The following is a 24848-nucleotide window of genomic DNA, read 5'->3' as shown; positions in this document are numbered from 1 at the left end:
ATGTGATCGATGTCGAGAGCACGCAGATCGATCTGCCGATAGGAGTAAAGCGTGACCGGGGTTTCGTCCATGTAGACGGCCGCGACCGCCTCGCCACCGGCGAGATTGCCGATGCCACGCATGAACAGCATCAGCGAGCCGGGGCCATCGACACGCATGGTGACGCCAGGCACCGCGAACGACAGGTCCTGAATCGAGTTGATGCCGCGCTGTTCGATGTCTTGCGCACTCAGCACCGTCAGACTCATCGGCACATCGATGGTGCGCTCCGCACGCTTCTGCGCGGTGACGATGATCTCCTCCACTTCCAGCTGCTGTGCCGACGCAGCCACGGAATATGCCGCCGCGGCCAGCGACAACACGAACGCCTGCTTGGTCATCTTGCTCATTGCTCTCTCCCCGATCTTTAGATATTCGAACCGAACGAACAGCGACGTAAAAGGGGCTTCATTGCCTGGCTACGCACCTCAACGCAGCGCTGCGACCGTGCTGTTGAAAAAATCGTTGTCGATGATGGCCTCGGCCCATTTGGGCTTGGAACGCGCACTCAACACCGCAATCACCACTTGCTGACGCGGATTGACGTAGATGAACTGCCCAAAGATGCCGCGACCACTGAATGCGCCATCATCGAAGGAACCATCTGCGGCGGCGACCGGCCACCACATGTAACCGTAATCCAGTCGCTTGCCAGCGATGTGCCGCGGCGAGGTCGCCTCCCGCACCCAACCTTGTGGCAGCACCTGCTCGCCGCCCGCCACGCTCTCCTGCATCAGGAAGCTGCCAAAGCGTGCGTAGTCACGCAGCGTTGCACTGATGCCGCTGCCAGCAACTTCCAAGCCACCGGGCGATTCAAGCCACCAGGTGGCTTCGCTTTGCATGCCGGCGCGGGACCAGATTTTTTCTGACAAATAATCGGCGAGCCACGCACCGGTGGCGGCGCGCACCAAGGCACCGACCACATGCGTCTCACCAGTGCTGTAGTTCCACACGGAGCCAGGATCGGCGGCTCGCGGCAAGCTCGCGAGATAGCGCAGGATCGTGCCGGGCTGCTGCTCGATCTGCAGTTCCAACATGCGCCGACGCTGTGAACTCGGATCGGTGTGGGTGTCATCCCAACGCACGCCCGACGTCATCTGCAACAGCTCTCGGATCGAGACTGAGGCATAGGCGCTGTTGCGCAATTCCGGGAGATACCGGGTCAACGGCTCCGCTACGTTGCCAATGCAACCGTCGCGGATCGCGGCCCCGACCAAAGTGGTACTCACCGACTTGGCGAGCGACATCGAGATCCAGGGTGTCGTCGCATCCGCCCCCTGCTCATACGATTCCAACACCACGCGACCGTGCTGCAGGACCATCAGTCCAACCACACAATTACGGGAAAGGTAGTCAGGCAGGTCGTAGTCGACGCCGCGCGATTGGATCGGGAAATCGCTGAGACGGGTGCCGGCCTGGGGCAGAGCCTGCACCACCCCGGAGCAGCGCACGGTGCGTGTGGGGAAACCCCAGTGCACGTCACTGAACAAATGACGTTGCTGCGCCGGCAACAGCTTGCCGGCATAGGCCCGCCGCACCCACTCGGCATCGATGCTCGACGGCAGGCTGGCCACACTCTTCAAATCGCGGTCGGCTGACAAGCTGCTCACTCGCGTCGCTGGCTGAAACTATGGGAAGTTATAGCCATTGGCGGCGGGGGGAACAGTTGCATAGCTGGAGCGAGGCGGTGTTCGCGACACACCAGGGGTGCGTCAACGCGTTTCGCGGCCGCTCAGGTTTGAAATCCTACGACGCCATTTTTTATTGGTATCAATCCCGTGTTGGGATCGGCGACCAGGATTTATAGATCGAAAATCGGCTGCCGGTCGCGCCTGAATCGCGCGACCGGCAACCTCATAGGGAAAGATCGAGAAAAAAGCCTTTAGCTGGCAGCGCGTAACTCAAGAGAGTTCTTGACTGACTGCACGCCTTCGACTTTTCGGGCCAACTCCGCTGCACGAGTGCGCGCGTCCTTGCTGTCGACGAAGCCGCTCAGCAACACCTCACCATGACGGGTTTCGACGTTGATCTGATGCGCCTTGGTCACCGAGTCGGCAATCAACGCCGCTTTCACCTTGGTAGTAATGACCGTGTCGTCGATCACTCGACCGACCTGCGCTCCCTTGTTCTCACTCTGCTCTGCTGCAAATGAGACCGTAGCTACTGCAGCCAGCGACGCGAGCAGGATCACCGATGCCTTCTTGACACTCATGAACTCACCTACATGGACTAGCCTGGGTAAGCACTAAAGCGGCAGCTTGCTTTGGAAGTTCCCGAGCGCCGATCCATCGATCCTGGGTTCCACCCGGGTGCCATCCTCGCCGCGATGAAATATCCCGGCCTTGACCACGTAACGAATGCGCATGGTGTTGCGAATATCTTCCAACGGATTCGCGTCCAGAAGGATGAAATCCGCCAGTTTTCCTGCCTCGAGTGAACCGATATCCCGGTCCAAGCCGAGAAAGCGTGCCCCCTCGAGGCTGGCCGACCGAAGCGCGCCGAGCGGGCCCATCCCAGCAGCGAGCATCCAAGTTTCCCAGTGGACCGTATACGCCGGACCGTGAGTTCCGACCGACGCGTGTCCGCCTTCCCGGGTGAGATCGGCCGTGAACTCCGCTTGCAGAGGGAACGGATAATCGGTCGGCGCACGAAACTCACGGACTCGGGTGCCATAGGGAGGCATCTCTCCCGGCTTCAAGAACTTTCGCAGCTTCGAGTCTTTCCAGAACTCGCTCTCCTGCAAGAAGTAACCGTCATTGCGAAAGGATCCCATGCGCCCCAGCGTCACGTTGAAGGCGAAGTTCGCCTGCCCGAAGAACTTGGCGACATCTGAATACAGCAGCGCGTGCACTGGTATGTGCTGCGCCCCTGTGTACCCTTCCATGGCTAGCGCGAGTCCATACTCTTGGAAGCCCGTTTGATGATGCCCCGTCATCGCCAGCCCCGCGGCACGTGCCGATTCCGCCAACGCCTGCCGTTCGAACGCCGAGTTCGCCGTCAGGTTCTTCAGCGCCACCGCCCCGTAGCCCGCATTACGATCTGCCTCACGTTGCGCATCGTCTTTACTGCGCAATTGAACGAACTCGGTTCGTCCAGTGTTATCGCCGCGGAAGTAGTGAGCGGCACCAAACAGCCGGGAGCCCGAGACCGAGCCAATCTCCACCATCTCAGCCAGTGTGTAGATAGAACGTGCGGAGCTGGAAGGAGCAAAACCCGTGGTGATGCCATAGGCCAGCGCGGCAGGCACTTCTGGGTCAGTCGGCACGGCTGACGCGGAAGCATGCATGTCTACGAAACCCGGGATGATCGTCGCGCCTTGCGCATCGAGCACCTGGTCGACGCGGCTGGTGTCGCATTTACCAACGCAGCTGACTCGGCCGCCGGAGATGACCAGATCACCGCTTTCGATCACACCTGCGCTACCCAGCGTGACAATTCTGGCACCTCGGAGTGCCACGCTGCGGCGGGCAGCATGACGCGGCAGCTGGAGCTTCAACGATATTTGTTTGGTCGTTCGTGCGGCCGTGTCGTACACCGATAGACCCTCGCCTGCGAACTGCAAGCGGCCCCCGTCCAACCAACGCGGGTCCAAGCCCAACACTTTGTTCAGACGTTTGACCTGCGATTGGCCGCTGCCGTAAATCTGCTCGCGAGACAATGACGCCGCTGGCGCAGCCCAATCGAACGGCATCACGAATACGTCAGAGCGTTTCTCGATGGCCACCCAGCGCCCATCGACGGAAGGCAGCACGACGTCGGAATAAGGAAGCGTGAGATGAACACGCCGATCCGCGCCGCGATTGTCGATCGAGATCAAGCGGGTGACGGGTTCGTTGGTCTGCCGTTCGTGCTCGGTGAAAAAGATCCGGCCTTGTGGCCCCACCACGGGCACCGGCATCTCGTAGATCACTGAAAGTGGCGTCAGCTGCTTCGGCTCCGAGCCGTCGAGCGCGACACGAAACAGCGAATAGGAAACATCTTCGTTGCGAGACGGGCATGGATCGAGCATGCCGCATCCGGACACGACGAGCAGTTCGCGACCCGCCGCATCCCAAACCGGATTTCCATACAGCCCTGCCCGCGGCGTGACGAGCGTAGGCGTTCCGCCACGCGCCGGCACTTTCCACACTCGATTGCTGCCATCCTCGGCCGCGCCCACGAAAGCGAGCCATCGCCCATCCGGCGACCATGACGGCATGGACTCCAGCTCGGTGAAACTCTCCGGTGTCACGCGCTTCGCCGACTTGCCGCCGGATTCTCGCAACCACAACTTGCCCACCGCCTGAAACACAACACGTTCACTCACTGGGGAACGCATTGCCCATCGAATGGCGCGAACGTCGACGGGACCGTCGCTGAGACGAGAACTGCGGCGAACCTGTTCGGAGATGATCCGATGAACGCGCGCGTTGAACTCTAGAGTCCGCACATCGCCTGTCTGCAAGTTGAGCTTGCGAAACTGACCGCCCTGCGCGATCACGATGGCGTCACCCTGCGGCATCCAGGCATAGCTCGGCATCACTGCCGGAACCTGCGTGTTGACGTTGCCGCCATCCGCCAGATCAGGATCGATCGGATCCAGGATCTTGCGCTCGGCGCCGGTTTTCAGATCCCGCAACCACAGCGAGTTGCGTGGGCCGTAGCGATGCTCTCGATAGGTCATCACGGTGTCCGGCAAACGCCGCGCGAACGCCAACCACTTGCCATCCGGAGACACGACGGGTGCGATGCCGTCGGTCAACACTTGATGGCGTCGATCGGTGGCCCCGGTAGGCTGGCGGGCGATACGAAAGTCGCCTTTGGTGAGATCGATGCTGCCGCGATCGCTACCTGCGAAGTAATGAAAGAACAGCGAATCGCCGGCAGCCGACAGCGAAGGAAACGACGCCGCCTGCAGCGACTCGGCGGTTACACGGTGCGGCGAACCGCCCGTCACTGGGTACTGCCACAACCCCAGCGAAGCCCCGACGTAGTTTCCTGCCACGCGCGTGTTCAGTCGCTGCGCAATGATGGTCCGGCCATCGCGACTCCACAGCGGCGCCGACACCAGCACGTTCGGTTCTGACGCTAGCAGCCGCGGCAGCGAACCATCCAGCGCCATGACCCACAGATTGTTATATCCGCCCCGTTCGGAAATGAATGCGATAGACCGCCCATCCGGCGAGTAGCGCGGATGGAAGTTCACCGCGATGCCACTGTCCTGAGTCAAACATTCCGCCGGTCCGCCGTCGCTAGGCATCCGATAAATGTGTCCGAGCAGATCGAACACCATCGAGCGGCCATCCGGCGCGATGTCCAGCGACATCCAGCTGCCTTCAGTGGTGGTGAAATCGATGGTGCGCGTTTCACCCCGGGCCAGCGTCGAATCCCACGAAGCCCGCAGCGAATCGTCAGCCAGTGCGGAGTGAACCGTTGCGCTGGCGAGCACGACGCCTAGCAAACGGCAAAAGACACGAGTGAAAGATTTCATAACGTTACTCGCGTCTCAGCTCGACCCAGTGCGGCAGGTTGTAAATCCAGGAGAGGCCGGGCGCGGCCAGCGAATTCGCCATCGCCGCGCCGTTCAACACCGAGCCGCGAAGCCGTAGCGAAAAACTCACGTCATGCGGGTGACGCTGTGTGTCGGCGGTGTCGATGCGACTCGCCGACTTGCCCGTCAACAATCCATCTGCGAAACGGACGTCATTCAACAGCGTCGTCAATTGCGAGCCGATTCGCGTCTGCACCTCGCCCGTCGATAGCACGTTCAATTCGACTGGCAGCTCACGCTCGTAGGTGTGAATCGTGCCAGCCCAGCGCCCCACCAATTCCGGCGGCGGCTGAAAACGCGTCACGGCCGGTGCCGACACCCGCCGGCTGGCAGCGGTCCATTCCGGCACGATGGCCTTGAACAGGGCATCGCTGATCGTTCTTCTGCCAAAGCCTATCGAGCCATTGGCCAACACCACCACGCAGATATCCCGCGCCGGCACGATGGAAACATCGGCGTTGGAGCCGGCCATCGAACCCTCATGACCCAGCACGACGTCCTTGCCCTGCTGGCGCGCGTGCCAGCCGCCGTTGCGCGAACCATCGCGGTGCTCCGGCCCCGGGTCGTGGAGCATTTGAGCGATGCCGGCATCGCTGAGAATGGGCCGCTGATCCGGCAAGCGATCTTTCAGAAAGAACATGCCGAGCCGCGCCAGATCGTGCGCGCTGGAGTAGACGGCCATGGAGCCGGGCTCGGTGGAAACAAACGGCGGTACCGGCTGGCCACCGGCTTCATAGCGAATCGCCTGATACTCAGCGAGGCCCGGCCCGACCTCCACCGAAGTGCGCGTCATGCCGAGCGGCATGAAAATGGCCTGCTTCAGATATTGCTCGTAACTGCGCCCCGACGCTCGCTCGACGATATGACCCAACACGCCGTAGCCAAGATTGGAATAGTCGTAGCGCTCGCCGGGAGCAAACAACGCGCCGCCATAGCGCAGCAGCGTCGTGTCCATGTCGGGACGCAGGCGACGCTCGTCGCCATAGAAAAATTGGCCGCCGCCGGGGATACCCGAAGTGTGAGTGATGAGGCTGCGCACCGTGAGCTGGCGCTCGTCGCCGACCCAGACCTGCAGCTTCGCGTTGCCCAGCAATTCATTGGCGGGCTGATCGAGCGACACCTTGCCCGCCTCGACCAGCGTCATCAACGCAGTGACCGTGATCGGCTTGCTGACCGAGGCCAGCGAATACATGGTGTGCGGGCCGGCGGCCACGCGACGTTCCTTATCGGCCCAGCCGAAGCCTTCCTCGTACACAATCTTGCCGCGATGGGATACGGCAACCGCAACCGACGCGAGCCGCGACTCGAGCATCTGTTGTCGAATCACTGCCCGAGCGTCGTCGAAGCGATCTGCGGCTCGCGTGCTGAAACTTGCGAGCAGCAGCAAGGCCGCAACCGTTGCGGGGTTTCGTAATGCAGATATCGTCATGAAGATCGTACCAACAGCTGGCGTAGGTACGCTGTCCACCACCGAGAAGGTGGTGGACAGCCGTGAGGCATAACGCGCGTGGAGAGTTAGAAATCCACGCCGATCGAGCCGATGAAGGTGCGCGGCTGACCGATGCTGATGCGATTGCCGCTACCCGAGGCCGGGAAGTAGCGCTCGTCCAGCAGGTTCTTCACATTGAGCCCGAAGCGCAGCTGCGAGTTCTGACCGATGCCGAACAGGTTGCTACGCAAGTAGTACCAGAGGCTGGCATCCACGACTTTGTAGCTGCCCAGCGACCAGGTGTTGTTGGTCTCACCGAAACGATCAGAGGTGTAGTCGACGCCGACGCCGCCGCCCAAGCCAGCAAACTTACCCTGACGCGCTTCGTAGCTGGTCCAGAAACGAAACACGTGCTTGGCCACATTGGGCAGTGCATGGCCCTGATCCCGGCCCACGGTCAGGATCTCCGTGTCGGTGTACGCATAGGAACCGATGAAGTTCAGACCCCGAATCGGCTCGCCGGTCGCCGACAATTCCGCGCCTCGCGAACGCACCTCGCCGATCAGCTCGAGACGGCCCAGCGCATTTTCAGCGACGATGTTGTCCTTCTCGATCTGGAAGATGGCCGAGGACAGAATCAGCCGGCGGTCGAACAGCTCGCCCTTGGCGCCGACTTCATACTGCGCGGACTCCTGCGGGGCGAACGTGCGGTTGAACTGGTCGACCGTCGTCACCGGATTGAAGCCTTCGCTATAACTTGCGTACAGCGAGGTGGCCGGAGTCGGCTGAAACAACACGCCGGCCTGCGGCGTGAACTTGGTTTTATCCAGCACCGTGGGCACGCCGGCGTTCACCACTTCTCCCGGCGCGTCGTCATAACGGCCGCCGAGCAGCACTTTCAGATTGTCCTGCAACGAGATCTGGTCCTGCAGATACACGCCCAGCGGCTTGCGCTCTTCGCCGAAGGGAGTGCCGACGGCAGACACCGTGCCGGGCAACAAACCGTAAACGGGGTTGAAGATATCGAAGCCGGAGCGGCTGGTGCCCGAGTGGAACATGCGGGTGACTTGCATGTCCCGGTAGTCGACGCCGATGCCGAGCTGATGCCGCAGCGGCCCGGTCATCAGGTTGCCTTCGAGCTGCGCGTTAGCGCTGAACGTGCGCACTTCCCGGTCGAACGAACCGCTGACGACTCGGGTGAGCAAGCCAGCAGCCGTGACCGCGGTCGGGTTGGTCTGCAAGTCGAACGAATCTTCGGCGCGATACAAAACATTCACGACCGCGCGCCAGTTGTCGGTGAGCCGGTGTTGCACCGAGCCTTCCACCAAATGCGCTTTGGAATCGCGCTCCTCGAAACGCTCGCCGAAACGGCGGCTCACCGGCACGTTGTTAGGAATGTAGCGACCGCCTCGCCCATCAGGCAGGCTGACGAAGCCGCGATCCATGGGGCGATTGTCCGTGAAGTATTCATAGGTGAGCATCACTGTGGTGTCTTCGCTCGGATCCCAGCGCATCGATGGCGAGAGGAAGTCGCGCTTCACTTCATAGAAGTCGCGAAACGTCGAGGTGCGTTCCACCGACGCATTCAAACGGAACGCCAGCGTCTCGCCGGTGAGCGGGCCGGTCAAATCGAAGGTCGCGAGCCGCTTGCCGTAATCGTCGAACGCCACCTGCGCGAAGCCGCGATGGGTGTAGCTCGGCTTCTTGGTGCTGAGGTTCACCAGGCCGCCAGGCTCGATCTGCCCGAACAGCACCGAGGCCGGACCCTTGATGACTTCGATGGTCTCGATGTTCTGCGTCGGCGGCTGATTGATCTCAGTGGTGCCCAGGCGCATGCCGTTACGAAACATCGCGTCGCGCTGGAAGCCGCGCAACAGAAAGTCGGTCTGAGTGCCGCCGAAGCCGTCCGACGGCGTCAGGCCAGCGACGTTCTTGAGCGCTTCCTGCACGCTCTCGACCTGTTGGTCAATCAACACTTGTTCGGGAATCACCTGGATACTACGCGGCGTGGTGAGAACGTCCTGCGTGAAGCGGCCGAGCGAGGCGCGGCTGGCGGCATAGCGCTCCTGCCGGGTGCCCACGACTACAACTTCATCCAAGGGCTCGGAGGCAGACTCCTTCCGCGTCGAGTCAACGTCTGATGCTTGCGCGATCAGTGTTTTGCCCGCCATGGTGAACGCCGAGCCGATCTTCTCATCCTTGGGCGCAATCAGAATGGAATTGCCTTCCTCGGTAACGATCAGCTGCGTGCCTTGCAGTAGTGCTCGGAACGCAGCACCGGCGTCGAGATTGCCACTCACGCCCTCAGTCTTGAGTCCATGCAAATCGCTGCTGACGTAAAAAACATCAACGCCGTATTGCCGCGCCAGTAAATCGACGGCGTCCGTGAGACTTCCCGATGGAACACTGACAGTGCGCGGCGGCCCAGCCATCGCCTGACCACCAAGCGCGGCACTACACAAAATGCTCAGCACCGCAACGCGAATCGATTTTCTAATGTGCATGATTCTCCCCAGATTCAAAGACTGCGCGCCACCCGACGCACCCGACCCTGGAGGTTCGCTACAGAACGCTTGTCCGGGTCACTAGAGTTGACGAGCTGCCGTTTTGAATCCGACAATTATTTTCGACCGCTCGCCGAGGAATCCAGGAGATGGATTGTTACTGTCGAGCGTGCAGGACGATGCGATCGCCGTCTTCAGTCACGCTCACGCGGAAGCGACTCTGCAACAGATAGATGAAAGGATCGATGCCGGTGGCGCGAAATACTCCGCCCACTTCAATTCTTGCCAGGGCTGAATCCTCGATGATGATCTGTCTGCCGTTGTAACGATTGAACTCTGCAATCGCATCGGCCAATGGCGTCTGTCTGAAAGTCAACGTGCCACTACGCCAGGTCAATCCCTGCTCGACTTCCGCGATGCCGGTGTTTTGCACCAGCACCGCGTCATTCTTTGACTCCGCGATGCTGCCTGCCGTCAACAGCAAACCTTCGCCGCTCGCACCTGGCCTGTTTGGCGCGCGAGTTTTTTCCAGTGACGCAGCAACCTTGACGGTGCCTTCCGTGACATTGACTCGAACATCGTCGCCTTCTCGTCGCACTGAGAAGGCCGTTCCTACGGCGGTGACCGAGTGATTGCCAGCCACCACCACGAACGGTCGATTCGGGTCTTTGGCGACTTCAAAATACGCCTCGCCCTTTTCCAGCTGAACTCGGCGCTCAGCGCCGCTAATATCGACTCGGATGCGGCTATCGGTATTAAGAGTAATCCTGGAGCCATCGGCGACTGGCACCGTCGCCAGCCCACCCACCGCAGTCCGAAACTCGTTATCGGCGGGCTTGAATAGATAGAAGCTCGACACCCCAATCGCAAGCACCGCGCTAGCCGCGAGCGCGTAACGAAACAGAGTTGAACGCGATGGGCCGCGCGTAGCCTGCACCACGCGTAAGGCAGGTGGAGCGGGTGTGGCATTGACGGCCGGCGGCACCAGAATCGTCAGACGACCCGCCTCCTTCCAGGCAGCGTGAAAGCGATAATAGGCCGCTCGATGACCGGGCGATTCCGCCAGCCACGCCGCGAGCATTGCCGCGTCCTCGGCCGTCCACGGTCCCGTCTCGCGTTGTGCGATCAGGCGACTCGCCATTGCCTCGGCTTGTTGCCTACTCTCCATCTTGGGACTCGACGTCGATTTTTCGCTGACCCTGAGCATCCTGACTGCTGGCCTCTCCATACAAAGCACTCGATAGCAAGCGCAGACCGCGATGCACGTGCTTCTCAACCGCGGCCTCCGACAGGCCTAGCGCCGTAGCGACTTCTCGTTGCGGCAGTCCATCGACCCGGCGCATCCAAAAGACTTTGCGGCTTTTTTCCGGCATCCGCTCCAGGATCCTGGAGAGCTTTTGCAGCTGTTGCCGTCCGCTGACCTGTCGCTCTGGAGATGCCACATCTACTAGGACGTTCAAGACATCCAAATCTTCCACCAGATCGATGGCCACGATGCGATCGCGTCTGGCACGGTCGATCAGCAGGTTTCTGGCAGTGGTGAATAGAAAGGCTTTCGGGGCGCTGGGGCGTTGCACTTCCGCGAACTCCAGCACTCGGATGTAGACGTCGTGCCGCAGATCTTCGGCCAGAGCCGCTCCCGCGCGTCGCGTGAGAAAGCTCATGAGGACGGCCTCGTGCACCAGGATCTCACGGCAGAACCACTCTTCGAGGATATCGTCCACGCAGCCAGAATAGCGTCATTCGTGCCGGTCATACAGCTAAAAAAATAGCTCAAAATAGCTGTCGGATAATCTTTCCCCGTTCGTCAACCTACGATCGTACTGAGTGTTCCGGTGATCGTTAGGCACCGCGCACGCCGTAAAACACCCCACCAGCGGCCGTGGCGGCGTACTTACAATACTGCAACTCGCTGGACGCTCTTGCGAAAGAAGTATATGAACAACAGGTCTCCAGGTTTATGGCTGGCGTTAGCCGTTGCTCTGACACCGGCCGCGGCCCGAGCGGATCTGAAGTCCAATCTGCTAGCCATCGAAAAGGAAATGTGGCTTGCATGGGCCGACAAGAACCCGGCGCCGTACTCGAAGTACCTTGACGCCGACTATCGCTTCATCGCCGAAAACACCGCGCCCATCGTTGGCAAGCAGACCAACATCGATGCGCTGATGAACCACTCCTGCGTACTGGGCTCGCTCTCCTTCGAGGATGTCTCAATCCGGGAGTTCGGCTCGAGCGTGGCCGTGCTCGGCTATACAGCGGTCGCCGCCATCGGCTGTGGTGGCGAACCGCAGAAATCCGTCAAGCTGGCAATCACCGCGGTCTGGCATCAGCACAAGAACAGTTGGACGACATCCAACTATCACCAATCGGTCATCAACAACTAATTCTGCTTCGGGAGCTCTCCCTGGAGCCTCCCGGCGTCGCCAGGCTTGGCTGGTCGCGACATCTATGCGATAAATTCGAACTCGCCACACAGGCCCTATAGATCGAATTTCCGCGGACCACAGGACGCCTGGATGAACAACGACCAGCCGGGCGACCCCCCCGATCGTGACGTGCGAGAGGCACAATACTCGCAGATCATCGAGAACCTGCGACATGGCGGCCCCGCCCGTCGCGCGGCAGTCGGACAATTGTACGACCTGTTCGCGGGCAGGTTGCGCAAGTACTTTTGCGCCAAGGGTGCGAGCGTAGCTCAGGCCGAGGATTGGCTACACGAGGTCTTCGTGCGCTTATTACGCTCGTCGACCGAGTTTCGCGGTGCCGGCGGGCAACTCGCTGCCTGGATCTGGACCATTGCTCGCCACATCATGACCGACGCTCGGCGCCAGGCGGGCGCGCGCACTTTTGAGGATATCGATAGTGAAGCCGGCCATGAACTGCCGGCGGACGCCGGCGAACCCATGGCGGCCATCCAAGCCACCTCGCTGGTCAGTTGCGTACAAAGCGCGTATGCCGAGTTCGCCAAGGTCCATCCAAATCGCGCTCAATATCTGATGTGGCTGGTGACGGATGAAATGACCACCCAGCAAATAGCCCAAGTCATCGGACGCACCGAAGGCGCCACCCGCGAATACCTTTCTCAATGCCGTAAGAAGCTGCAACCATTCCTGGAACGCTGTCGCTGGCTGCTGCCGACCTGACAGATACGCTGCAATGACGTCTGAAGGGTATTGGCATCGGATTATGGAGAGCTGCAGTGGCTTGGGGATTGTTTAGGCGAATCGCCCTCGCCGTGGCGTTGTTGGCCGGCGCCGCTACGGCGAATGCGGCACGTACGCACGCGGTACTCGTCGGCGTCAGCGCATACCCTTCGCTCGACAAGACCGCCCAGCTGCAAGGGCCTCGCAACGATGTGCGGATGTTCCTGGAACTGCTGCTGAATCGCGGGGTGGCGCGGCAAGACATCAAGATAGTGGCGGATGGGATCAAGGACGGCGTGCTGCCGACTCGCCGCGCCATTCTCGGCGCACTGAGCGATGTCGCGACTCGCGTAGCGGCTGGCGATTTCGTGTTCGTATTCATCGGCGGACACGGCTCTCAGCAGCCGGCTGCGCTCGAGGCCAGCGAAGAACCCGACGGGTTCGATGAGATTTTCCTGCCCCGTGATATCGGCCGTTGGGACGGCGCAGCCGGGGCGGTCGAGAACGCCATCACCGACGACGAATTCGGCGTCGCGATTGCGCGCCTACGTGGCAAAGGAGCCTTCGTGTGGGCGGTGTTCGATACTTGCCACTCTGGCACTCTCAGCCGCGCAATACCGTTGCCAGAGAGGCGTGACCGTCAAGTTGCACCCGAGTCGCTTGGAATAGATGCTGTCACGCTGACGAAAGCGCTCGGCCGTGCAACCCACGCACGCCACCAGGTGACTGCAAAGCGGGCCGGACAGGATGTGGCCATGTACGCGGCGCAAAGCTTCGAAACCACGCCGGAGTATGCGCAGCCCGAAGGCACCCCAGGTGCTGTCGCTCGAGGACTGTTCTCTTACACGCTGTATCAAGTACTCACGGCGAATCCCGATATCACCTATCGACAAGTGATGGAACGAGTGTCGCAAAAGTATCTGGCGCGCGGCATCGAGTATCCCTCGCCCAACTACGAAGGTACGGGCCTGGATGCCATCGTGTTCGGCGGGCGCTCCGGCGTTCGCCGGCTACAGTGGCGAATCGACCGCAAGGACAAGTCGCTCGAGCTGCGCGCCGGCGTCATCAACGAAACTGCAACGGGCTCCATCCTGGCCGTCGTGCCTTCACCGGCGGCGGCGGACAACGAACTCATCGGTTACGTCAAAGTCACGCAGGCGCGCGCCGCATCCGCGGACGTCGTGCCTGTCGCCTTCGCAGGTCGCGCCCCGTTCAATACAACTCTCATCGGCAGTTCAGCGTATGCCCGTCCAGTCGAGCTGAAGTTCGATACGCGACTGCGGGTGGGCATGCCGGCGAAGACCGAACGATGCGAACTTGCGAATCCGGTCGTCTTGCAAGCGATTGAACGAGTGCGCCAGGGCGGGGACAGCAACTCACGCCTGCAATGGGTGGGTTCATCTGAGCCAGCAGATGTGCGCCTGTGCCAGCGAGGGACCCAGCTGTTATTCCTCGACAGATCCGCCAACATCGGCGACGGTTCGCTGCGTTCCCACCATGGCATCAGCGTTCCGCCCTCCCCACTGAGCGGCGATAGCGCGGCGTCGGTCGCAACCGAGTTACGCGCCCAACTCCTGAAGGTGGCGCGCGTCATCAATCTCGCTCGCGTTAGCAGCGGATCGTTTCAAGCAGTTTCGCAGGCTGAGATTACCGTCACCCGGCAACGGCAGTGTCCGCCGGCCGCGCCCGATTGCCGATCGACGACAGAACCAGTACTACCCAACGCACGACCCGATCTGCGCGGCGGGGACCGGTTCTCCGTGACCATCGCCAATCCGCTGCTCCAACCCATCGACGTGACCATCCTCTATGTGGATGCGGCTTACGGCATCGCGCCCCTGTATCCTGAGCCGGGCGTGACTCCGCGAATCGAGCCGGAAGGCCGGTTGCAACGGACGTTCACCGTCAACCCGCTGCCCAGCGGCTTCGAGCGCATGATCGTGATTACCGTGCCAGCAACGCCGCAATCCCCGTCGATGGATTTCACAAGCCTCGCGCAGACAGGCCTGCCGGAAGGCGCGACGCGCGGTTCGTCGGCAAACGTCACTGCGGCGACGCCGAGCGTCGTGACCTATCTTTGGAATGTCTTGCCCTCGGAATCCAACCCAGAGTCGACCCCGTAAGCGACACGGCCGAACACCATGCCTAACGACCCAGACGATATCGACCGCTGGACCGACGCTCTCGCCGGCCGGCCGGCCGAGCCGTTGCCGGATCACCAAGCACGCAGTAACGCGGCGCTGCGCGCCGCAGTCAAAGCCGACGAAGCGGCCGCCCAAGCCGCAGGTGCCGCTGACGATATAGGCCGAACCCGTTTGCTCAAGCGCCTCGAGCAGGAAGGTCTATTGGAAAGCACGGTGTCCACTGCGGCACCTCGCAAACGCACACTGCAAGTCTGGCTGGGCGCGGCCGCCGCCGTGCTGGTCGCGGCGATCGGGTTGCACTTCGCAATGACGCCTGACCCGAGTTCGCAGGATCCGGCAACACAATGGCGCGGCATTGCCGGCACCGTCCGCGTGAATGCCGAGAATCCGGACGCCAGCGCGCAGCAGATAGAAACCCAATTGCGCTCGCTCGAACTTGCCCCACGACGCTTGCCTGGCGCCGATCCGATCACCATCGAGGTAGCAGTCGACACGCAGCACCTGGCCGCATTCCGCCACTGGGCCAAACCGCTCGGCGGGCGAGTGCTCGCTCCCGGAATCTACCGCGTCCTGGTGGAACCCGCGAAAAACAAAGCGCCCGCGCCCTGACATATCGAGTGTTGACGCGTCTATGAGTGGCTAGTTGCGACATTCCAGATTCGCTGCCGCCGAGGATCCGCTGTGGCTGAAGGCTTGTACTGCATCTCGATAGCTTGCTTGCATCCGGCCTGGCGCCGTTTGCTCCGCGCTGTATTCGCAGCGGCGCTGATGACGACGCTACCGGTCGCACAAGCAGCCGATGAGTGTCGGTCCGAGCTACTCAGCGGACTGTTGGACGCGGCTCTGCTCTCCTGCCAGCAAGAATATTCGCTTGCGCCGACCGACACCGATGCAAACGTGAATCTCGGTCATCTTTGGCTGCTGCGCGGTGAACACGACAAGGCGCGGCCCTACTACCAATACGCGTTACAAAACATCGGCAGCGATGACGCGCGAGTCGCACTCGTCGTCGACGACTGGAACGGCTTCATCGAGCAACGCTGGCGCAAGGACGACAGCACACGCACACGCGATTGGTTCGTACAGAGTTCTCGACGAATGCGCCAGGCGGATGCGCTGCTGCTCGAAGCGGATGGCCTGGAGCAAGCACAGCAGCCCAAACAGGCGGAACAGTTGTATCGACGCGCCCTGGCCATCGACGATGCGACGCTCGGCCCGATGTCGAGACGCAGTGGGATTGCGGTGATCAAACTCGCCAGGCTGCTCACCCTCCAGCAACGCCGAGCAGAAGCGCTGCCACTGATGCAACGGCTCCTGGCCATCACCGAAGCGCTGCGGGGCCCGGATCATTCTGACGTCGCCAATGTGCTCGATGGCCTCGGCCATCTGCTGCAAGACCTGGAACGCCCCGCGGAAGGAGCGGCACACTTGCAGCGTGCGCTGGCGATCGTCCGGAAGAATGACTCGGACAACAGCGGGCTCATCAATCGCAGCGTCGGTGCGCTGGTGAGCATGCTTCAGAGCATGGGGCGGGATGCGGAAGTCGAACAGGTGTATCGCGACCAACTGGCTCTCGAAGAAGCGAGATTCGGCGCCGATCGTCCGGCCACCGTGCAGGATATGTATCGGCTCGCCGGCGCCCTGGTCCGCACTGGCAAAGTCGCCGAGGCCGAAAGCCTCTACCGCCGCACATTGAAAATGCATGAGACCCGCTCGGCCTTCTGGGAACCCATCGTGGCCGCGGACGACCTGCATGCGCTGGGCGCTCTACTGTCGCTCACCGGACGCTACGCGGAGGCGGAGGAACTGCTGAACAGGGCGTTGGCGCTACGCGTTGCCGCTGGCGAACCGTTCCGCTTTGCCGCGGCCGCCACACAGAAAGATATCGGCGTTCTGCTATCCGTGACGGGCCGGTACACACAGGCCGAAGTCGCATTACGGGAAGCGCTGCGGATACTCGACGAAATGGTTGCGAAGGACCCGCGCTTGCCCCTCGATCCAGCAGCGATGACGGCGACGCTCGATGCCCTGGCCGCGCTGCTCACGATGACCGGCCGTGAGGATCAAGCCAAGCCTTTCATGGCACGCAGCATACAAATCCGCCTGCAGGGCTTCGCTGGGACGGATCCGGAAATGGAGCCACGCGTGAACGATCTGTCACGCCTGTACACCGACGGTGTTTTCGATGCCTCGGTCGAACGGTCTTATCGATTTGTGCTCGACTTCGTCGCACGACGCATGGGCACCGACAACAAGCGCCTCGCATCGCTGTTGGAACACTTCGGCGAGCAGTTGCGGCTCGCGGGTCGGCCTGCGGAGGCGCTGCCTTATCTCGAGCGCGCTCTGCAGCTCGGAGCAGCGACGGAAAACCAACGCCTGCCTACCATCAGAGTGTCACAGCAACTGGGACGCACGCACCTCGACCTAGGTCAGTACACCAAGGCCGAACAATGGTTGTTGCAGGCCTATCGCGGCGCGGACTCCTCCGGGGCGCAGGGCATGCTGTGGAGTATTCAACGCGATCTGCAACTCGTCTATGTTCAGCAACGCCAGCACGCGCTCGCAGCCTTCTATGGCAAGCAGGCGGTCAATACGCTGCAGGCACTGCGTTCGGATCTGTCGGCCGATGCCAGCGTACAAAAAAGCTATGCGCGAAAAGTAGCCTCGGTTTACCAGGAACTGGCGTCGCTGCTGATTGACCAGGGCCGCTTCGCCGAAGCCGAACAAGTGCTGGCGATGATCAAGGAGGAAGAGTATTTCGATTTCATCCGCCGCGACGCCCAATCCGATCCGCGCACCACACTGTCGAGCTATGACGGCGTCGAACGGGAGTGGCTGCAACGCTACGCGCAGATCAGCGAACGGCTGGTGATGCTTGGCAAGGAGCACGCTGCGTTGGAGCGGATCGCGGCCAACCTGCGTACGCCCGAACAGAGCGCTCGATGGCAAGTGCTGACAGCGGACCTGGAGGTGGCTCGTCAGGCGTTCGACGAATACATCGCCAACCTGCGTGCTGCGTTCACCGCCGCCACCGAAGCGCGCCGGACTGCCCTGGCGAAACAGGATCTGGACGAATTGCTCGGCGTACAAGGCGCGCTCGCGGAGGTGCAGCAGCACAGCGGCAAGTCCGTCGCGTTGGTGCATTACCTGGTCATGCCCGACCGGCTGCGCATGCTGATCACGACCCCCGAGGTTCAAGTGGCCCGGGACCGAGTCATCGCCGAACCCGAACTCAACCGCCTCGTGTTCGCGTTTCGCAGCGCTCTGCAGAGTCGTGCCGTCGATCCGCGACCGGCCGCGCAGGCGCTGTATCGTCAGCTCATCGCGCCGCTGGAAAGCGATCTCACGCAAATCCAACCCGACGTATTGATGGTTTCGCTGGATGGCGTCTTGCGCTATGTGCCGATAGCAGCGCTCCACGATGGCAAGGGCTGGCTCACCGAACGCTTCGCGCTCGCAACGTACAACCCAGCAGCACGCGCCAGCTTCGTTCAAGGCAATCGCGAGCGCTGGCAGATTGCAGCGCTCGGCATGAGCCAAGCCGTGGAAGATTTCCCGGAGTTGCCGAACGTGCCGTTCGAACTCGACGATATCGTTCAGGACGCCGCGAACCCGACCGATCTACGCGGCACGTTGCCCGGCGTCGTCTACCTGGACGATGCCTTTGTGCCGGACGCGCTGATCGACGTGCTACGCGACAAGGATCGCTATCCGGTCGTGCATGTGGCCAGCCATTTTCGCTTCGTGCCGGGCAACGAGGCGGACTCGTTCCTGCTCGCCGGCAGCGGTCAACGCGTGAGCCTGGACGAGATTCGCAAGGGGCGGTTTCGCTTGTACGGCCTGGACCTGCTTACGCTGTCGGCCTGCGAGACCGCCATGGGTGGCGGTGAAGCGAACGGACGCGAAGTCGAGAGTCTGGGCGTCACCGCGCAGAAGCTAGGTGCCAAGAGCGTGATCGCCACGCTCTGGTCGGTCGCGGATGCCAGCACCGGCCTGTTCATGAGCCGCCTGTATCGAGTGCGGCAAGCCGATCAGGTAAGCAAAGCCGATGCGCTGCGCTTGGCGCAGCTCGCAATGATTCGCGGCGAGATCGGCGACCGGAACCTGCCGGAAGCATTGCGCGGCGTACCGCATCCGGAAACGGCGCCGAGCGCGGACCGTAAGCGCGCACCGGCGTTCAGTTTCGATCCTGACAAGCCTTACAGTCACCCCTATTTCTGGGCGCCGTTCATTCTGATGGGCAACTGGCTGTGAAAAAAAATGCGACTGGGGCCTGACAGCCTGCCGCCCCGACCGTCTCTTGAAATGAGCTCTCACTCATTCATCAGGAGATTGCAATGTCAGGCGACTATCAATGCACCCACTGCGGCAGCCGGTACGACTTCCACCCGGGTCGCTGCCACAATTGCGGCGAGAACACCGTGAGCTATCTGCCGCAGCCAACACAGCGCCGTACACCCAACTCCCCGGCGGTGGCGAGCCAGACTTCCAGCGCGGGTTCGGGACTGCTCGGCTTGGTCGTAGTGTTGATCATTCTTGGAGTTCTGTTCGGCTGAGCCCAGGCGCGTCGTAATTAACAACAACCTACGAGGTCGAGTCCGTGGACAAACGTTTGCTCGGAACATCCCTGGCTGTACTCGGCGTCGGTGCGCTGGCGGCGTTGATAGTGACCAACATGCGGTCGCGCGAACCGGCTCCTACCCTCGCACCCGAAGGCGTGCCAGCGCCTAGCGACTCTTCGCCGCAGGTCACGCCGCAGTTGAGTTGGGTCAAGAAGTCGCAGGTCGAGACCGGGCAGGTGACGGTGGGAGACCCGTGGCGTCCGCAGGGCTCACCTTCGACCACGCCACAGGGCACTGGCTGGGGCGGCATTGGACAGGGATTGGGATCACCGCAGGATCGCCCCATGACGGCAGAACAGCAGCAGCAGTGGGATGCGACCTTGAAGGCCATGCAGGATCAGTCCGTGCAACGGATGAAACAGGCGATGGCAGATGTGGAAGCGCGACGTGTCGCCGAGGCGCAGCAGGCAGAACTTCTCGCGCGCCAAGCCGAAGCGCAACAGATCGCTGACGCGCAAGCCGAGCTGGCCAGACTTGCCAGGGAACGGACCCAGGCGGAACAGGCGCTGCTGGGCGGCGACCCCAACACCCTCGCCTTTTTTGAAACGTCGGGAACGCGAGGCACGCCAAACCTCACCGTGTGCAACGAAAGCAGTTACCGCATCAAAGTCGGCGTGGTACGTAGCAATCAAGCGTATCTGGGCTTGTGGGGCAGCCCCTGGATTGCGGACGGTTTTCATGCGCTGTCCTCCGGCTGCCGCAGCTTCAGTTTCGGCTTGGGCAAGGCCTTGTCGAACGGCTACATCAGCATTTTCCAGGAAAGTGCGAGTGGACGCTGGGAGTCAGTGACCTACGGCGACCGCGAGTCGAACTCGGCGATGAAGGCACAGCTGGGCACGAATAGCCGCTGGATCTGCTGGCCCGAATCGGCAACGGCGGTGGATCCTTCGGTCGACTGTCCCGATAGCAATCGCAACGTGCTCTTCGGCCTCGACTTCGGCACCTCAGGACACGTGGTCGGCTTCACGATCACGGTCACCGACGATGGCATCACACAGCACGTAAGACAGTACTGAGCGATGCAGAAGGCAAGCTTCATCGGCGTCGTCGCAGTGTTGCTGATAGGCGCAGTCGGAACAGTCGCATGGCTGCTGATGGCGCCAGAACCTGAGGTTCGCGCGGTGCCACGTATCGTTCCTCGCGGCGCACTGCTCGACTACGCTGGCAAGCCACTGACCACGAACGAAACACGGTGGTACCTGGTGCTCGATCTGGACGCTGCTCGCCGCTTGGATTCGCAACAAACCGCGCGCCTCGCCACCGACCTCGCTCGACAGCTCGGCATGGCACCCGATCTGGTGAAACGTATCGCCGACCGCCCACGAGTCCGCGCACTGCATTTGCCCGGCCGCTTCTCCGAACAACAAGCACAGCGCATTCGCGAATGGCTGCAAGGCAGTGAGTGGCATGCACGGCGCCTGATCCACTTCGGGCACACGCCATGGCGCGTCTACCCGCAAGGCTCGGCAATGGCGCCCGTGCTCGGCATCGTCAATGTCGATCAGTACGGCATCGAAGGCTTGGAGTTGCAACAAAACAAGGCGCTCATCGCCGGCCAGACCCTGCGACTCAGTCTGGAGATCGACCGGCAGGAAGCGATCGCGACAGTTTTGAACGAAGCCATGCAGCGCCACCAGCTGATCGAGGCGAGCGCCGTTGCCGTCGAGCTCGCCACCGGACGCGTGGCGGCGCTGGTTTCGCTACCCAGCTACGATCCTGCCGACTTGCCGAATCGCTACGGACCGAATCTTCGCCTGAAGCCCGTGACCCAGGTCTTTCAGCCCGGTCCGATGCTACAACCGTTCCTGCTGCACGCAGTGCTATCGGCTGCTTCGCCGCGTGCGAAGGCATTGAAGGACGCATTCGCCGCAGGCCATCGCGACGTAGGCGCCGCCATGGCACGGGAACTGGGCTACGAAGGTTCGAAAGCCAGTCTCGAACGCAGCGGACTGCTGGATCGAGTCGATCTGGATTTTCCGGGCGTCGCGCAGACGTTGATCCGTCGCAACGGCACGCCAGAAATATTACTGCGGGATATGGGCAATGGCGCCGGCGTAGCGCCGAGCCTGTTCACCTATTCGATGTCGCTGGCAACGCTGTTGAATGGAGCGCGACAGCGGACTCGCTTGATCGGCGCTTCACTGCAAGCCCAACCCAACGCGTCGACGTCCGACAACGATGCAATCTACGCGAACATATTGCGCACCGAGATGGTCAGGCGCGTTCGACAGCAGAGCGGCAATCCCCAGGCAGACTTTGGCGGACTCTGGGCCGTCTATCGAGACCGTGTCGAGCAGGGCTTGGGGCCGCAGCGCGCTGCGTTAGCCCTGTTCGCACCCGCCGAGCAACCGCGTTATTTGCTGACAGTGATGATTCGTCCGAGCAGCAGCGATCTCAGTGCCGACACGGTGCTCGGAATTGGCAGCGCAGCGCTGGAAAGCCTGCTTCGCCCAAACCCCTCCTCGTCCATTTGATGCCAGCAGCGCCACTCGCGCACCGCTCGTCGATCAGCGAACGACCGTGCCGTTGGCATCGATGACTTTGACTACCCCGAGCTGCAGAGCGCGCACCTCGGCCTCGATGTTTGCTAGATCTCCCTGGATCAACCAGGTCAGAGCGTCCGGCTGCAGCAACCGAGCCGCCGCTGCGGTGAGCTTCTGCGTAGACAGCTCGCCCAACTGCGTCGCATAGTTTTGCCAATAGTCATCGGACAAACCGTTGACCAACACTTCCGTGTAGGTGTTGGCCCAGTCGTTCAATGTTTCATTCTTGCCCGCCAGGGACAGCGTCAAGCCATCCTGTGCAAACTGGATCTCGCCGGCAGTGGGCGGGCGCGGTCCCTGCAGGGCGCGCACCTCTTTCAGAATCTCTGCAATGGCCGGCGCGGTTTTATCGGTCTGCACGGGAGCCTCCACCATCAAGGCCCCGCCGCCTTGAGCGCCGGTGAGCAAGGAGCGCACCACATAGGCCCAGTGCTTGTCCTCGCGGAGGTTCAAGTTGAGTCGAGAAATGAATGTCCCGCCCAGCACGGCATTGACGACTTCGAACGCTTGATAGTCCGGCCCACCGCGAGCCGACGCGGGCGACCCCGCCATGATCAAAGACTGCATGGCTCCGGGACGATCGATCAGGAAGACACGAGCGTCGCGTGAGCCAGTCACAGCGGCAACAGTCTTCACCGGCAATGGTTCCGACGGCGCTCGCCAGGCACCAAGCTGACGCTCGAGAGCCGCGGTGATCTGCTGGATCGTGGTGTCGCCGACGACCAGCAACGTGGCATTGTCAGGCCGCACCCATCGCCGGTAGAACGCTTGCACGTCGGCACGCTGCAACGCTTGAATCGATGCTTCAGTACCGCTGCCGGTAGAACCCGTCGCATAGGGATGACCGTTGCCATAGATCTGCTGTGGCAGCAGCCGCATGGCCAGGCCGCGCGAGTCCGCCTTCTCGCGCGCGATGGCGGCGACACGCGATGCCCTCAGCTGATTCAATGCGCTTTCGGAGAACGCCGGATGCAACAGGATGTCGCCGAACAATTGTAGCGACCCGTTAAGTTGCGGCGACAACGCGCTGAGACTGAGCACGGAGGCATCGAGCGATGAAGAAACATTGATCTGCGCACCGAGCTCAGCCGCACGCTGCGCGATCTTGAGTGCGTCTTGCTTGAGCGTTCCCTCCATCAGCATTTCAAGCGTAGCTGAGGCGGTGCCCGAGGTTGCCTGCGCGTCGGCCGCGTGGCCGATGTTCATGATCAATCTGATATCCACAGCGGGGACGTCGTGACGTTCCGCCAGGGCAATTTTCAAACCGTTGGACAACGTCGCGCGCTGGAGCGGACTCAGGCGCGGAGCGGAAGGTGCTCCTGGTCCCGGCAGCTTGCTTCGATCGACGTGGCTCACCGTCGTCGTGTAGGCAGGTCTTGCTTCAGCTTCCAACACCAATGCGCCGTCAGCAAGCCACTGTTGCGCTACGCTTCGCAGCGCCTGAGCGGTCGCGCCTCGAACCCACTGCAGGCGAGTGTCGTGAAAGCTCGGCGACTCGGCGTACAGCTCGCCCAGGCCAAGCAGCATCATCTTGCCGTTTCGTGCGACGCCATTGATCTTCTGAATCGATTGCACATAGCGTGCATAGCTCATCGTGACTGCGCGCTGCACTTCGAGATCGGAAGGCCCGTCGCGTAACAGCCGAGACATTTCCTCATCGAGCGCGGCTTCGATCTTCCGCAGTTCGACACCGTCTCTGGCCGCCGCCATGACCTGCACCTGCGCGCCGAGTTCGAACACAGTCACTTTGGCTTCGACGCTGGTCGCCAGCTGCTCGGTCTGCACCAGTCGCTGGTGCAGACGGCCGATCTTCGGCTCGCCGAGAATACTGGCCACCACTTCGAGCAATGCGTGATCGCGCGTGGCATAGCCTGGGACGTTCCAGACCTTATATAAGCGAGCCTGCGGAACTTGGTCGACGACCGACAAACGTTGCTCGCCGCTTTGCTTGGCGACCCAAGCCTTGCGTCGCCCCAGTGCCGGCCCGGGCGGCAGATCGCCGAAATACTCCTGCACCTTCGCGTGCACGTCGGCCGGATTGACTGCGCCAGCGACCACGATCACCGCGTTGGCCGCACCGTTGTAATCCTTGAACCACTGATGGACGTCATCGAGGGAGGCAGCGCCCAACGCTGCCATCGAGCCGAATTCGTTGCGCGAATAGGGATGTTCCGATGGATAGGAATGGGCAGCGATGATGCTATCGATCTTGCCGTAGGGCATGCCCTCGTATTCGCGCTTTTCGTTCTGGACCACGCCGCGTTGGGCATCGAGCTTCTTCTGATCCGTCACGCCCAGCAGCCGGCCCATTCGATCCGATTCCAGCCATAGCGTACGATCCAGCGCCCCGGTCGGCACCGTCTGGTAGTAGATCGTGTAATCCCGCTTGGTCCAGCCGCTCATATCGACGGCGCCGGCCTCTCGCATCGGGCGGAAGAACTCTTCGTTGTGATTGTCCGAACCCACGAACATCAAATGTTCGAACAGATGGGCGAAGCCGCCGCGGTCCGCTCGCTCTTCGCGGCTACCGGCGCGATACCAGACACTGAGCGCGACGATGTCGGCCTTGCGGTCTTCGTGCACGATGAGCGTGAGCCCGTTCGGCAGCACGAATCGTTCATAGGGGATCTGATTCGCAAAAGCGCGGCTCGGCGCGTACGCGATCAACAATCCCAGCAGTAGTCCCAGCAACAGGCCTGTGCGCGCCAACATGCGTCCCCTCTCCCGCTGACTCAGGCCTGGCAATGAAACAACTTGCGCGGCACGTTGCAAAGACACTCTGCTCCGGTCTCGGTCACCAGCAACGGTTCGCTGATGACGATGCTGCCACCATCGGCCCAGATCGCCGGCAAGAAATGCATCGTCGCGCCCGGCCGCAGCACTGTGGCATCGCC

17 protein-coding genes are annotated in these 24848 nt (G+C 61.7%); 8 read left to right on the top strand and 9 right to left on the bottom strand.

From position 1 onward, the window contains the following. The 8 genes from JNL55_RS21325 to JNL55_RS21290 form a co-directional block, all read right to left on the bottom strand. Nucleotides 1-389 (bottom strand): Plug domain-containing protein (locus JNL55_RS21325; RefSeq protein WP_293858551.1); only part of this gene is annotated, 389 nt, incomplete at its 3' end. 78 nt (nucleotides 390-467) lie between these two features. After that, nucleotides 468-1649 (bottom strand): serine hydrolase domain-containing protein, encoded by a 1182-nt coding sequence (locus JNL55_RS21320; RefSeq protein WP_293858549.1) that lies wholly within the window; start codon nucleotides 1647-1649, stop codon nucleotides 468-470. A 272-nt stretch (nucleotides 1650-1921) separates the two neighbouring features. Further along, nucleotides 1922-2251 carry a BON domain-containing protein gene (locus tag JNL55_RS21315; protein ID WP_293858547.1) on the bottom strand — a complete coding sequence of 110 codons (330 nt, stop codon included), beginning with the start codon at nucleotides 2249-2251 and terminating at the stop codon, nucleotides 1922-1924. A 33-nt stretch (nucleotides 2252-2284) separates the two neighbouring features. Next, nucleotides 2285-5509 (bottom strand): amidohydrolase family protein, encoded by a 3225-nt coding sequence (locus JNL55_RS21310; protein ID WP_293858544.1) that lies wholly within the window; start codon nucleotides 5507-5509, stop codon nucleotides 2285-2287. A gap of 4 nt (nucleotides 5510-5513) precedes the next feature. Then, a complete protein-coding gene (locus JNL55_RS21305; protein WP_293858541.1) occupies nucleotides 5514-6998 on the bottom strand; it encodes a serine hydrolase domain-containing protein in 1485 nt (494 codons plus the stop codon). Nucleotides 6999-7084: 86 nt separating this feature from the next. Further along, nucleotides 7085-9502 carry a TonB-dependent siderophore receptor gene (locus tag JNL55_RS21300; protein WP_293858539.1) on the bottom strand — a complete coding sequence of 806 codons (2418 nt, stop codon included), beginning with the start codon at nucleotides 9500-9502 and terminating at the stop codon, nucleotides 7085-7087. Between the two features lie 157 nt (nucleotides 9503-9659). Next, entirely contained in the window at nucleotides 9660-10670 is a 1011-nt protein-coding gene (locus JNL55_RS21295) for a FecR family protein (RefSeq protein ID WP_293858536.1), read from the bottom strand. Continuing rightward, a complete protein-coding gene (locus tag JNL55_RS21290; protein WP_293858533.1) occupies nucleotides 10660-11166 on the bottom strand; it encodes an RNA polymerase sigma factor in 507 nt (168 codons plus the stop codon). Before JNL55_RS21290 ends, JNL55_RS21295 begins: the two co-directional genes overlap by 11 nt. A gap of 273 nt (nucleotides 11167-11439) precedes the next feature. Here JNL55_RS21290 and JNL55_RS21285 point away from each other — a divergent pair, with 273 nt between their 5' ends. The 8 genes from JNL55_RS21285 to JNL55_RS21250 all read left to right on the top strand — a co-directional run bounded on the left by JNL55_RS21285 (nucleotide 11440) and on the right by JNL55_RS21250 (nucleotide 21885). Continuing rightward, entirely contained in the window at nucleotides 11440-11886 is a 447-nt protein-coding gene (locus tag JNL55_RS21285; protein ID WP_293858530.1) for a nuclear transport factor 2 family protein, read from the top strand. Between the two features lie 132 nt (nucleotides 11887-12018). Then, entirely contained in the window at nucleotides 12019-12645 is a 627-nt protein-coding gene (locus JNL55_RS21280; protein WP_293858527.1) for an RNA polymerase sigma factor, read from the top strand. Between the two features lie 56 nt (nucleotides 12646-12701). Next, nucleotides 12702-14768, top strand: coding sequence for a caspase family protein (locus tag JNL55_RS21275; protein WP_293858524.1), 2067 nt, complete (start codon nucleotides 12702-12704; stop codon nucleotides 14766-14768). An 18-nt stretch (nucleotides 14769-14786) separates the two neighbouring features. After that, a complete protein-coding gene (locus JNL55_RS21270; protein ID WP_293858521.1) occupies nucleotides 14787-15398 on the top strand; it encodes a hypothetical protein in 612 nt (203 codons plus the stop codon). Between the two features lie 72 nt (nucleotides 15399-15470). After that, a complete protein-coding gene (locus JNL55_RS21265; RefSeq protein ID WP_293858518.1) occupies nucleotides 15471-19043 on the top strand; it encodes a CHAT domain-containing protein in 3573 nt (1190 codons plus the stop codon). Between the two features lie 83 nt (nucleotides 19044-19126). Further along, a complete protein-coding gene (locus JNL55_RS21260; RefSeq protein WP_293858515.1) occupies nucleotides 19127-19345 on the top strand; it encodes a hypothetical protein in 219 nt (72 codons plus the stop codon). A 44-nt stretch (nucleotides 19346-19389) separates the two neighbouring features. Then, a complete protein-coding gene (locus JNL55_RS21255; RefSeq protein WP_293858512.1) occupies nucleotides 19390-20427 on the top strand; it encodes a hypothetical protein in 1038 nt (345 codons plus the stop codon). A 3-nt stretch (nucleotides 20428-20430) separates the two neighbouring features. Continuing rightward, the gene (locus tag JNL55_RS21250; protein ID WP_293858509.1) at nucleotides 20431-21885 is read left to right on the top strand and encodes a hypothetical protein; all 1455 of its coding nucleotides are present in this window, start codon (nucleotides 20431-20433) and stop codon (nucleotides 21883-21885) included. A 33-nt stretch (nucleotides 21886-21918) separates the two neighbouring features. Here JNL55_RS21250 and JNL55_RS21245 read toward each other — a convergent pair whose 3' ends face one another. Continuing rightward, the gene (locus JNL55_RS21245; protein ID WP_293858506.1) at nucleotides 21919-24666 is read right to left on the bottom strand and encodes a M16 family metallopeptidase; all 2748 of its coding nucleotides are present in this window, start codon (nucleotides 24664-24666) and stop codon (nucleotides 21919-21921) included. Between the last annotated feature and the right edge of the window lie 182 nt (nucleotides 24667-24848).

This window comes from Steroidobacter sp. (genome assembly GCF_016790065.1).
Taxonomy (GTDB): Bacteria; Pseudomonadota; Gammaproteobacteria; order Steroidobacterales; family Steroidobacteraceae; genus Steroidobacter.
This window is presented reverse-complemented; position numbering and strand designations above follow the sequence as displayed.

What these genes read in the sequence shown, in the direction of transcription:
- JNL55_RS21270 (WP_293858521.1), top strand. Translation starts at nt 14,787, where the DNA reads ATGCCTAACGACCCAGACGATATCGACCGCTGGACCGACGCTCTCGCC.
- JNL55_RS21245 (WP_293858506.1), bottom strand. Translation starts at nt 24,666, where the DNA reads ATGTTGGCGCGCACAGGCCTGTTGCTGGGACTACTGCTGGGATTGTTG.
- JNL55_RS21300 (WP_293858539.1), bottom strand. Translation starts at nt 9,502, where the DNA reads ATGCACATTAGAAAATCGATTCGCGTTGCGGTGCTGAGCATTTTGTGT.
- JNL55_RS21315 (WP_293858547.1), bottom strand. Translation starts at nt 2,251, where the DNA reads ATGAGTGTCAAGAAGGCATCGGTGATCCTGCTCGCGTCGCTGGCTGCA.
- JNL55_RS21250 (WP_293858509.1), top strand. Translation starts at nt 20,431, where the DNA reads ATGCAGAAGGCAAGCTTCATCGGCGTCGTCGCAGTGTTGCTGATAGGC.
- JNL55_RS21310 (WP_293858544.1), bottom strand. Translation starts at nt 5,509, where the DNA reads ATGAAATCTTTCACTCGTGTCTTTTGCCGTTTGCTAGGCGTCGTGCTC.
- JNL55_RS21305 (WP_293858541.1), bottom strand. Translation starts at nt 6,998, where the DNA reads ATGACGATATCTGCATTACGAAACCCCGCAACGGTTGCGGCCTTGCTG.
- JNL55_RS21285 (WP_293858530.1), top strand. Translation starts at nt 11,440, where the DNA reads ATGAACAACAGGTCTCCAGGTTTATGGCTGGCGTTAGCCGTTGCTCTG.
- JNL55_RS21260 (WP_293858515.1), top strand. Translation starts at nt 19,127, where the DNA reads ATGTCAGGCGACTATCAATGCACCCACTGCGGCAGCCGGTACGACTTC.
- JNL55_RS21280 (WP_293858527.1), top strand. Translation starts at nt 12,019, where the DNA reads ATGAACAACGACCAGCCGGGCGACCCCCCCGATCGTGACGTGCGAGAG.
- JNL55_RS21295 (WP_293858536.1), bottom strand. Translation starts at nt 10,670, where the DNA reads ATGGAGAGTAGGCAACAAGCCGAGGCAATGGCGAGTCGCCTGATCGCA.
- JNL55_RS21290 (WP_293858533.1), bottom strand. Translation starts at nt 11,166, where the DNA reads ATGAGCTTTCTCACGCGACGCGCGGGAGCGGCTCTGGCCGAAGATCTG.